Source organism: Polaromonas sp. P1_E1_2 (assembly GCF_056406035.1).
Window position 1 is genome coordinate 1 of the sequence record NZ_JBFUAZ010000075.1, and the last position, 10,714, is coordinate 10,714.

The 10,714-nt window shown below is 64.3% G+C and carries 13 protein-coding genes; 3 read left to right on the plus strand and 10 right to left on the minus strand.

Translation table 11 applies throughout. The annotated features are described in order from the left end of the window. On the plus strand, positions 1 to 449 hold a 449-nt coding region (locus tag AC1D1P_RS06130), incomplete at its 5' end, for a uracil-DNA glycosylase family protein (RefSeq protein ID WP_477672397.1). 6 nt (positions 450 to 455) lie between these two features. Here AC1D1P_RS06130 and AC1D1P_RS06135 read toward each other — a convergent pair. The 3 genes from AC1D1P_RS06135 to AC1D1P_RS06145 form a co-directional block, all read right to left on the minus strand. Further along, positions 456 to 1,343: a DMT family transporter gene (locus AC1D1P_RS06135; RefSeq protein WP_477672398.1), complete on the minus strand. Its 888-nt coding sequence runs from the start codon at positions 1,341 to 1,343 to the stop codon at positions 456 to 458. A gap of 264 nt (positions 1,344 to 1,607) precedes the next feature. Beyond that, the gene (locus tag AC1D1P_RS06140; RefSeq protein WP_477672399.1) at positions 1,608 to 2,387 is read right to left on the minus strand and encodes a hypothetical protein; all 780 of its coding nucleotides are present in this window, start codon (positions 2,385 to 2,387) and stop codon (positions 1,608 to 1,610) included. A 21-nt stretch (positions 2,388 to 2,408) separates the two neighbouring features. Then, positions 2,409 to 3,305: a cupin-like domain-containing protein gene (locus AC1D1P_RS06145; protein ID WP_477672400.1), complete on the minus strand. Its 897-nt coding sequence runs from the start codon at positions 3,303 to 3,305 to the stop codon at positions 2,409 to 2,411. 199 nt (positions 3,306 to 3,504) lie between these two features. On the opposite strand from AC1D1P_RS06145, the gene pyrF reads away from it, so the two are divergent. Beyond that, complete coding sequence (gene pyrF, locus AC1D1P_RS06150) at positions 3,505 to 4,341, plus strand: orotidine-5'-phosphate decarboxylase (protein ID WP_477672401.1); 837 nt, start codon at positions 3,505 to 3,507, stop codon at positions 4,339 to 4,341. Positions 4,342 to 4,581: 240 nt separating this feature from the next. On the opposite strand, the gene AC1D1P_RS06155 is transcribed toward pyrF, so the two are convergent. Further along, complete coding sequence (locus AC1D1P_RS06155; protein ID WP_477670647.1) at positions 4,582 to 5,226, minus strand: NAD(P)-dependent oxidoreductase; 645 nt, start codon at positions 5,224 to 5,226, stop codon at positions 4,582 to 4,584. 98 nt (positions 5,227 to 5,324) lie between these two features. On the opposite strand from AC1D1P_RS06155, the gene AC1D1P_RS06160 reads away from it, so the two are divergent. Further along, positions 5,325 to 6,251 (plus strand): LysR family transcriptional regulator, encoded by a 927-nt coding sequence (locus tag AC1D1P_RS06160; protein WP_477670648.1) that lies wholly within the window; start codon positions 5,325 to 5,327, stop codon positions 6,249 to 6,251. On the opposite strand, the gene AC1D1P_RS06165 is transcribed toward AC1D1P_RS06160, so the two are convergent. The 6 genes from AC1D1P_RS06165 to AC1D1P_RS06190 all read right to left on the minus strand — a co-directional run. After that, entirely contained in the window at positions 6,226 to 7,146 is a 921-nt protein-coding gene (locus AC1D1P_RS06165) for an EamA family transporter (RefSeq protein WP_477670649.1), read from the minus strand. The two genes, AC1D1P_RS06160 and AC1D1P_RS06165, sit on opposite strands and share 26 nt — an antisense overlap. Before the next feature lie 17 nt (positions 7,147 to 7,163). Beyond that, positions 7,164 to 7,610 (minus strand): acyl-CoA thioesterase, encoded by a 447-nt coding sequence (locus AC1D1P_RS06170; RefSeq protein WP_477647199.1) that lies wholly within the window; start codon positions 7,608 to 7,610, stop codon positions 7,164 to 7,166. Positions 7,611 to 7,638: 28 nt separating this feature from the next. Further along, positions 7,639 to 8,610: a dipeptidase gene (locus AC1D1P_RS06175; protein WP_477672402.1), complete on the minus strand. Its 972-nt coding sequence runs from the start codon at positions 8,608 to 8,610 to the stop codon at positions 7,639 to 7,641. 73 nt (positions 8,611 to 8,683) lie between these two features. After that, complete coding sequence (locus AC1D1P_RS06180; RefSeq protein WP_477672405.1) at positions 8,684 to 9,448, minus strand: ABC transporter ATP-binding protein; 765 nt, start codon at positions 9,446 to 9,448, stop codon at positions 8,684 to 8,686. A gap of 23 nt (positions 9,449 to 9,471) precedes the next feature. Next, entirely contained in the window at positions 9,472 to 10,320 is an 849-nt protein-coding gene (locus AC1D1P_RS06185) for an ABC transporter ATP-binding protein (RefSeq protein ID WP_477672403.1), read from the minus strand. Further along, positions 10,317 to 10,714 (minus strand): ABC transporter permease (locus tag AC1D1P_RS06190; RefSeq protein ID WP_477672404.1); only part of this gene is annotated, 398 nt, incomplete at its 5' end. The genes AC1D1P_RS06190 and AC1D1P_RS06185, both read right to left, overlap by 4 nt.

Sequence of the window (10,714 nt, forward strand, 5' to 3'; positions counted from 1 at the left end):
ATGCCGAAGGCGCACGCTGGCTGGTGCTGGCCGAAACGCCGGCGGCTGCGCTGCAGCGGGAGTCTTTCAACCCCTTTGAAGGCGATGCCGGCAAGCTGCTCGACAACATGCTGCGCGCTACGCGCCTGCACAAGGCTGGCATGGTGCTGCTGGCGCCGCTGGTCCGGCAGGCGGCATCCGGTGCGGGCGCCGGCCTGCCCGAAGCGCTGCCCGCCCTGGTGGCCAGCGCGCAGCCCGACGTCGTGCTCGTCATGGGCCGTCTGGCCGCGCAGGCGGTGTTGCAATCGACAGAGCCTTTCGGCAAACAGCGCGGCCAATTGCACAGCCTGCATGGAGCCCGCATGGTAGTGACCTACGACGCCACCTATTTGCTGCGCAACCCGGCCGACAAGGGCAAGGCCTGGGACGACCTGTGCCTGGCCATGAATTTGGTCACGAACCCGGGCTGATTTTTATCAGGCCTTAACTGCGCCACGGCTGGGCGCCAGCACCGAGGCAATCGCCACCACCATCAGCACCACGGCAGCCCAGTCCTGCCAGTGCAGCACTTCGCCCAGGCCCAGCGCGCCTGAAAACACCCCGAGGATGGGAATCATCATCACGCTCAGCGTGGAAGCCACCGGCGGGAGCGCGCGCGCCAGCGTGAACCACGCCGCGTGCGCAAAACCGAAGATCAGCACCGCGTTGTAAAGAATCGCGCCCCAGGTCGTGGGCGAAGGTGCCTTCCACTGCGGCATCTCAAACACGACACCCAACACGGTCAGCATCACGGCGGTCATCACCGTCATCCAGAACGACAGCGTCAGCGTCGCGGCCGGTATCGTGGTCTTGCGCAGCAGCTGCGTGCCCAGCGCCCACACCGCAGCTGCCACCAGCGCGCACAGCACACCCAGGGGGCTGCCCGACAGGTTGGTCATTTCATTCCACAGCAGCAGCGCCACGCCCAGCGCGGCAGCTGCCACCCCCAGCCAGTTGCGGGGCTTGAGCCTGGCGCCAAAAAACCAGGCACCCAGCAGTGCCGAAAAAATCGGCATGGTGTAGCCCAGAATCGCTGCGCGCCCGCTGCTGAGGTTCTTCACTGCCAGGATGATCAGCGCATGCCAGACAAACATGTTCGCCGCCGCCAGCCAGAAGAGCTCACGCCACTTGCCCCGCGGCACCCCAAACGGCACCTTTAGCACCACCATGGCGATGCCCAGCACCGGAATGCCCAGCCAGATCGACATCGCCCGGAACGTCAGCGGCGGAAAGTCCGCAATCCCCAGTTTCATCACCGGCCAGTTCAGGCCCCAGACGAGGGTGAGCAGAACCAGCAGGATGAGTTGGCGTTGGGAGAGTTGCATCGAGTTATTGTGCCCCCACGATCGCTCACTTCGTGTAGCTTCCTGCCCCCCGAGGGGGCCGCCCGCCTGCGGTCTGGCAAAGCCAGTCCCGCGGCTCATGCTGGCTTKAAGAATTCTTTGGGCACTACCACTGGGGGTATTTCGCCAGCGGGGGCCGCGGGTCCGGCTTCGCCGGCCCCAGGCGCCGCCCCTTGAGGGGGAACAGGCTACACGCTACGCGCAGTGAGCTGGTTCTGGCATGGCTGCGCAACACGGGTTGAACGGCTACGCCGCCTCTGGCTCAGCGGCAGACTCTGTTCGTGCTGGCACCCTGTCGTCTTCTGGAATGGCGTAGCGCGGCGCCAGTGCGGCAAGCGACCTCAACACCGGGACGGGTGTCCAGCGAAATAGCGGTGTGAGCCATGGATACGGCACCCTGGATTTCAGAATGGCGCCGTAATCACACGAGGCTTCGTGGGGGAAGTAGTTCTCACGCACGGCCACAAGCTCACAAAACCCCTTGCCGTGGTAGTAGCGCAGCTGTGGATCAACCGGCAAACCGGCCCGCGTAGTCCGTGCATAAGCCTCTACCGATGCGCCTGGTTTTCGTTGCAAATGACGCTTGAGCCCGGGCATGGGAGATCCCAGAAACACTTCACGAGTGCCGCATTTCACCGCATACAGATAGTTGAATGCGATCAGCTGCAAGGCAGCGCCGGCATCCACGCTGGTCAGGCTGATGCCGAACAGGCAGCGGGAGGCGTGCTTGTTCCTCGGCACCTTGCCGTCCAGGGCGGCACTCTTTTGCCAGTCGCCCGGGTTGACCCACTCTGTCTCCGTGGTGGGCTTGCAAAAGAGCGACGCCAGCAATTCACCCGTTTCTGCGCAAAATGCACCGCCGCTCCAATCGGGATGCGCGGCAATGCGTGATCGAAAGTCTTCTGCGGTGGCTTGCTGCTCTTGCGTCCATTGCTTGCGCTCCAGATCCAGCAAGGCTGGAATATCGCCGATACGCAGATTGCGGGTGATGTAGCGGTGCTTTTTGATGGTCGGTTTGGTTGTCATGGGTAACGGTATGCGTTGGTGTTAAAGGAGTTGATGGCCCGGAACTTCGGGGGCTGGTGGCGGGCGTGCGGCGCCTGAGTGGCAGGAGCAATTGCGAGTGCCCAAAAGTTGAAAGTCGTGCATCAGCTGCACGGCACCTGTGGCCACCCACAATCCAACGACCCGGGCCTTGCTGCCGAAAAATCCGCTCAGAAAAATGCTGGCCTGCAAATTCACCACCTCATGCCACCAACCATGAGGCACGTAGATGGCATCACCCGGATAGAGATCGACAGCAAACAGTGCGTCTGCCGGCACATCGCTTTGCGCCAGATCGCGCATGCCCACCGATGCCAGCTTGGCCCAGCGGTCATACTTCTTTGACAACGCACCCAGGTGCTCCACGGTGCCGGGGCGGGCCAGATAAAAGCGTTTGACTCCGCGCGTGAGCACCGCCAGGTTGTCCAGCAGGTCGTAATGCAAGCCTGTGTGTGCCCCTTGCGGGCCAATCCACGCGCTGCTGGAGACGATGTTGCCCGGCGGGAACCATGCATCTTGTTCCACGTCCTGGCGCAATGAGGGTATCTCCTTGAGCAGATCGAACTCTTTGAGGTATCCGATATGGGAGCCCTCTTCCTGCGCGGCTGTCTGCAACGCCAGCTGTGCCACATAGCGATCAAGTGTGGACGTCACAAACCGGGTGCTGGACCTCTCCCGATTACCCACCACCAAAGTCACGGGCCTGGCCCCGCCCAGATGGGCAAGGTGCTGAAATGTCCAGCGCTCCAGCGCTGCCCAGTTGCGCCCCATGCCCCGCAAAACAACAGGGCCATGACCTATCCACTCATGCCCCTGGGGAGACCCCATCTCCGGCACGGCCCCGAGCCTGGAACGAGGTATCTCCAGCGGGCATTCGCCTTGACTGATCCGCAAATTCACAACGACCTCCTGCACTTGCAATGCGGTGATCGTAAAAATTCACTGTGAAATCCTCATGACGCTGGCTCTGGTTTTTTGTTGCGTCGTGTAAAACGCCAGACAGGTAGCTACTGGCGACAATCGCGCGTTTGGCATACAGGGGGTTCTCCATCAGGGGCACAGTGCAAGCTGCCGAGATCGTGGGAGCTTAAAATGGGACATGACTTTTCTCGACATGCTGGGCGCCGCAGAACGCCAGAACCGCTCCATGCTCTGCGTTGGCCTGGACCCTGAACCCACGAAATTTCCCGGCAAGCTCAAGGGCGACGCCAACAAGATCTACGATTTCTGCGCGGCGATTGTTGACGCCACTGCCGACCTGGTGATTTCCTTCAAGCCGCAAATCGCCTACTTCGCCGCGCACCGCGCCGAAGGCCAGCTCGAACGCCTGATGGAACACATGCGCCGCGTGGCGCCGCAAGTGCCCATCATCCTGGATGCCAAGCGCGGCGACATCGGCAGCACGGCGGAGCAATATGCCAAGGAAGCCTTTGAGCGCTACGGTGCCGACGCGGTGACGCTCTCGCCCTTCATGGGGTTTGATTCGGTCGCGCCGTATTTGAAGTACGAAGGCAAGGGCGCTTTCCTGTTGTGCCGCACCTCCAACCCCGGCGGCGACGACCTGCAGAACCAGCGATTCGCCTCGATTGAAGGCCAGCCGCTGCTGTACGAGCATGTGGCGCGTCTGGCGCAAGGTCTGTGGAACCTCAATGGCCAGCTGGGGCTGGTGGTGGGGGCGACGTACCCGGCGGAGATTGAGCGTGTGCGGGCCGTGGCGCCTACCTTGCCTTTGCTGATTCCGGGTGTGGGCGCGCAAGGCGGCGATGCGGTGGCGACCGTGAAGGCGGGATGGCGGTCCGGCGCTCCCATCATCGTGAACTCGTCGCGCGCGATTTTGTATGCCTCTTCGGCGGATGATTTTGCGGAGGCTGCGCGKCGCGAGGCGGTGAAGACTCGGGATGTGCTGGAGGCGGCTCGGGGTGAGGCTTTGAAGTAGGCTGGTTTCTTACCCGGCGTTGTACTCTTTACTGAGAGTTGCTGGCCGGGGGTAGCCCGGCATGCAGGTAACTTTCTTTTGGCGAAGCAAAAGAAAAGTGAGTAGCTGCCGGGCTACCCCCGGCTAGCCGCCCTCAACAAAGAGCACGTCCTGAAAATCAGCCACAACCTCAAAAGAAATTGCTATTAATTGGATAGCTGCTTGCGCCCATGTCTATTGGTCCGGGGATCGATAAGACTATTAATTGGCAACCGTAAACCGGCGCCGAATATGCCGCGCGTTTTCAATTTCGTCCACGATGGCCACAGCCAGGTCAGGCACCGAAATACCGGCCGGCTTGTCACCCTGGCCGGGCAGCAGATCGTCCGCACCCAGCCGGTATTTGCCGGTGCGCTCGCCGGGTGCCAGGCCGATAGGGGGCGAGACAAAGCTCCAGTCCAGCGAGGTTTCGAGCTTGAGCTGGTTCAGCGCCTCGCGTGCGGCGAGCGCGCCCTGCTTGTATTGCGCGGGAAACTCAGGCGTGTCCACCAGCTGCAGGCCCGGCGCCACATACAGGCTGCCGGCACCGCCGACCACTAGCAGGCGTTTGACACCCGCCTGCTTGACGCCATTCACGATGGCTTTGCTGGCCTCCAGGTGCAGGTCGTGGATTTTCGGCTCGCTCCAGCCCGGGTTGTAGGCGCTGATGACGGCATCGTGGCCCGCCGCGGCTTTGGCCACCTGGCCGGCATTCAGTGCGTCGGCGGCGACCACGGTCAGGCCGGTTTGCGGGGTGACCTTGCCGGGGTTGCGGGCCAGCACGGTGACTTTGTGGCCGCGGCTTAGCAGTTCGGAAAGAATAGGTGCGCCGATAAAACCTGTGGCGCCGATCAGTGCGATGTTCATAAAAACTCCTGCGGGTTAAAAGAGCCTCTAGTGTCATTACTTCACAACGCTCTGAATAGACGGCAAAATTCGCTAACACTGTGAAGTAGAGCTAACTAATGAGCGATAAATCCATGGACCAGCTCAAGCGCATGGCCATTTTTGCCGAGGTGGTTGCCAAGGGGTCCTTGACTGCGGCGGCGCGGCAGCTGGGCATGACGCCTTCGGCCGTGAGCCAGCATTTGCGGCAGCTTGAGCAGTCGCTCGGCCTGGCCCTGCTGCACCGGTCCACGCGGCGCCTGACACTGACAGAAGCGGGTGAGCGCTACCACGCTGGTTGCGCCGCCATGGTGGCGGCTGCGCGCTCGGCGGAACAGGCGCTGGTGCGGCTGCGCGACGAACCCGAAGGCGAGCTGCGCCTGGCCGCGCCGGCCGGCTTTGGCGGCCTGCTGGCAGCGGCGCTGGCGCCGCTGCGCGGCTACCCCCGGCTCACGCTGCGCCTGTTGCTGGACGACAAGCTGGTTGACCTGATCAGCGAACGCGTGGACATCGCGGTGCGCGTGGGCGAGCTGGCCGACTCCAGCCTGGTGGCACGCAAGCTGGGCAATATGACGCGCCAGCTATGCGCCTCGCCGGCCTACCTGGCCGAACGGGGCTGGCCCGCCACGCCGCAGGATTTACTGCGCCACGACTGGCTGGCCAGCAAACCCAACAGCAGCAACAGCGCGGACATGCTGGAGCTGCTGGGCCCGTCTGGCGAACGCGCAACCCTGAGGCTGGAAGGCCGGGTGCAGGCTTCGCAGGTCACGGCGCTGCATGCGCTGGCCATAGCCGGCTGGGGCATCAGCATGGGTGTGAGCGAGGACGACCGCAAAGCGATGACCGAAGGCCGCTTGCTGCCGATATTGCCGGGCTGGCGCATGGCGGATGTTCCGGTCTACGCCGTCACGCCGCGGCGTGGTGAGCAGCCGGCCAAGGTGCGCTACGCGTTGGAGCTGCTGGCGGCCTGGTTCCTGGGCGTCAGGCCTGTTGCGGACGCGGCCTGAGCACCAGCCCGCCCAGCATCACACAAGCCAGCGCGGCCACTACAAACGCGACGCCGGCCCATTGCCAGGGCGTGACAACCTCGCCCAGTACCAGCATGCCGGTGGCCAGGCCCACCACCGGCACGCCCAGGCTGAAAGGCGCGACGCGATTGGCCGGGTGGCGCTTGAGCAGGTTGGTCCACAGGCTGTAGCCCAAAATGGTGGCCGCCCAGCCAAGGTAGGCTACAGCGGCCCAGCTGGAGGCACGCGCTTCCATCCAGTGCCAGCGCGCGGCCTCGGGGTCGAAGGCCCAGGACAGAGCGGCAAAGGGCAGTATCGCCACCAGGCTGCTCCAGACCACAAAGGCCAGCGGCGAATAATCGCTGTAGGTCTGCTGAACGCGACGCGCCACGATGTTGGACATGGCCCACATGGCCGCCGCGCACAGCGTAAGCACAAAGCCCAGCGGCGTGGTGGCGCCCGCGCCATTGGCGCCCACGTAGTTGAGCGCAAAGCAGGCCAAGCCCAGCGCCGCCAGCACCAGGCCCGCCTGCAGCGGCCGGCTGGCGCGCTCATGCAGCAGCACAAAGCCAAAGAGCGCCGTCCAGAACACCTGGGTCTGCTGCAGCACCGAGGCCAACGCCGCGGTCATGCCGACCTTGAGCGCCAGAAACAAGATGCCGAACTGGCCCACACCCTGAAAAAGGCCGTAGAACACGATCCACTTCCACGCGATTTTGGGCGGGCGGATCAGCAGCGCCAGCGGCAACACGGCAAACACATAACGGGCCGTGCCCAACTGAAAAGGCGTGAAATCGCGCAGCGCGAATTTCATCACCACGAAGTTAACGCCCCACAGCACGACGACCGTGAGGGCGGCCGCCAGATCGCGGCCCGTCAGAGCATTGGGCTGCATCCGCGCAAGACGTGAAGTCAGCCCAGCTGCATGGAGCGGGCTGCATCCAGGTGCGCTTTGACGCGCTGGGCCAGCGCGACGTCGCCGGGGGTCTCTGGCCGCCATTCCTGGGCGGGCAAGGCCTTGCCGTCCAGGTCTACCGCAACAAACACCACCAGGCATTCGGTGATGACCTGCATCTGCCCGACTTTCATGTCGCCGGCGCGCACTTCCACCGAGATGTTCAGGCTGGTCGTGCCGGTATAGGCCAGGCGGGCTTCGACTTCGACCAGGTCGCCGATCATGATGGGGCGCTGAAAACGTATGCTGCCCACCGACACGGTGACGCAATAACGTTTCGCCCAGCTGGTGGCGCAGGCGTAGCCGGCTTCGTCAATCCATTTCATGACGGTGCCGCCGTGCACTTTTCCGCCGAAGTTGACGGTGCTGGGTTCGGCCAGGAAGCGGAGGGTAATGGAGGACATGGGGGCTGCCGGTAGTTTTATGAGGTTCTTATGYGTGCTGCCAGGCGATGCCGGCGACACGCATCATATTGTCGCCCATCACACCTTCGATCTCGGTTGCGCTCAGGCCCACCTGGCGCAGCGCTTCGGGCAGCAGTTGCCAGGTTTCAACCGGCGTGTATGTCATGCGCTGTACGGCGCGGTCATAGCCAGCCGATTTGGGCCACCAGTAGGTGGGATCGTAGTCGCCGGGAGGGTTGTCATTGAGCTCATCCTGCCGGAAGCTGATGTCCAGGCCGATGCCCGCATGCTGCGCGCCGACCAGGCCCGCCACATAGGCCACATGCCGCGCCATGTCATCGGCTGTGGGGGTGCGTGTGCCCAGGAAGGCAGAGACGCCCGAGACGCACACCACGCCGCCGGTTGCGGCGCAGGCGCGTATCTGCTCGTCGGTGATGTTGCGCCCGTGCTCCACCAGCGCAAGCGGGTTGGCGTGGCTGAAGATCACCGGCCTGGCCGAGGCAGCCATGATGTCCAGGCTACAGCGGCGGCCGGTATGGGAGCAGTCCATCAAGAGGCCGGCCTCATTGACGGCCTGCACCATGCGCACACCCAGCGGCGTGAGGCCGCGTGCTTCGTCGTGGCAGCCGTCGGCCACGCTGTTGTTACGGTTRTAGGCGAAATGGATTTGCCGCACGCCGAGTTCGCGGTACAAGGTCACCATATCGGGCCGCTCCTGCAGGGGCATCGCGCCTTCCAGGTCAAAGCCGATGGCAAGCTGGCCCGCCGCCGCGGCCTCGCGGATCTCGTCCACACTGGACACCAGCCGCAAGCGTTCGGGGTTCGCGGCAATCTTCGCGCGGAAGGCCGCAATGACCGCCATGATTTGCGCCACCGGGTTCATGTCCATGCCGACATTGACGGACACATAGTTCACGCCCGCAGTGCGCAACGCGTCCATCGGCGAAAAATCGGCTGCCGGGTGCAATGGCAGGCAGGCGTGGGCTTCCCAGTGGATCATGGCGTGGCGTGTGGTGTTGAAGAGAAATTAAAGCATGCGGCGCTGCGGCGCGCCAGACCTGCCTGGTAACGATTTACGCCGTGGCGGATACGTCGGCCGCTGCGCGGCGTTTGAACCCGGTGGAAGCCTCCATCAGGCTCAGCGTATAGGCATTCGTGACTTTGTGTGCCGCCAGGTCGGCCGCAGGCAGCATCTCCACCGTCTGGCCGCGCTGCATCACCATCAGCCGTTCACACAGGTGCGTGACGACGGCCAGGTCGTGGCTCACCATGACGAAAGTCAGGCCGCGCCTGCGGCGCAGTTCTTCGAGCAGGTTGAGCACCTCGGCCTGCACCGAGGCGTCCAGTGCCGAAGTGGGCTCGTCCAGCAGCAGGATTTGCGGCTCGAGAATCAAGGCGCGCGCAATCGCGATGCGCTGGCGCTGCCCACCCGAGAGCTGGTGCGGGTAACGAAAGCGAAAGCCCGTGCCCAGCCCGACTTCTTCCAGCGCACGTTCGATGCGCGCCTCTGCGTCGTCGATGCCGTGAATGGCCAGCGGCTCGGCGAGGATGCGGTCTACGGTGTGGCGTGGATGCAGTGACCCGTACGGGTCCTGAAACACCATCTGCACCTGCCGCCTGAAGGCCTTGCTGCCGGGCGCGCTGTCCTGGCCCAGCAACTTGACCGTGCCGGCCGTGTGCGGCGCGAGCCCGCAGATGGCGCGTAGCACGGTGGATTTGCCGGAACCCGATTCGCCGACGATGCCGAAGCTTTCGCCGGGGTTCACGATGAAGGAGGTATCGGCGACGGCGACAAAGCTGTCGTACACCACGCGCAGGCCGCTGACTTCCAGGCCCAGCGATGCAGATGAAACCACGGCATTCACAGCGCCCACTCCGGTTGACGGTCCAGCGTGGCCAGCGGATGCGTGGACGCGCCCAGCTGCGGCAGGCAGGCCATCAGGCCGCGTGTGTAGGGGTGCTGCGCATTCGCCAGGCCGCCGGCAGCCAGCTCTTCCACCACCCGGCCCGCGTACATCACGAGGATGCGGTCGCAGAAGGTCGACACCAGCCGCAGGTCGTGCGAGACCAAAATCAGGCCCATGCCGCGCTCAGCCACCAGCGTGTCGAGGATGGACAGCACCTGCAGTTGCACCGTCACGTCCAGCGCCGAAGTCGGCTCGTCGGCGATCAGAAGGTCCGGGTCGGCGATCAGCATCATCGCGATCATCGCGCGCTGGCCCATGCCGCCGGACACCTCATGCGGGTAGAGTTTGTAGACGCGCGCCGGGTCGTCGATGCGCACGGATTCCAGCGCGGCGAGTGCGCGCTTTTTTGCTTCCGCCGACGAAACACGGGTATGGGCTTGCAGCGTCTCCACGATCTGTGCGCCTATGGTCATGACGGGGTTCAGCGAAAACTTCGGATCCTGCAACACCATGGCGATGCGGCCGCCGCGCAATTCGYGGCGTTGGGCGGGCGGGCAGTTGAGCAAGTCCATGCCGGCGAACTCAAGACGCCTGGCGCTGATGCGGCCTTCCGGTGCGGTCAGCCCCATGATGGCGCGGCCGGTTTGTGACTTGCCCGAACCCGACTCGCCCACGATGCCCAGGCGCTCACGGCCCAGCGTGAAGGACACGCCGCGCACCGCCTCGGTCATGCCGCCGTCACGGCGCGGAAAGCTCACGCGCAAGTCGTCGACCACCAGCAGGGGCATGTTGGCGCCCGTCATTTGGCGGCCTTCGGGTCCAGCGCATCGCGCAGGCCGTCGCCCAGCAGGTTGAAGGCCAGGCTCACGACAAAAATCGCCGCGCCGGGCGCGGCGGCCACCCACCACTGGTCCAGCACATAAAGACGCCCATTGGCGATCATCGCGCCCCACTCCGGCATGGGCGGCTGCGCCCCCAGGCCCAGAAAACCCAGCCCGGCGGCGGTCAGGATGATGCCGGCCATGTCCAGCGTGACGCGCACGATCACCGACGACACGCACAGCGGCATGATGTGGCCGAGCACGATGCGCCAGGGCGATGCGCCCAGCAGCCGCACGGCGGCGATGTAGTCGGTCTGGCGTATCGTCAGCGTCTCGGCCCGCGCCATGCGCGCATAGGGCGGCCAGGAGGTGATGG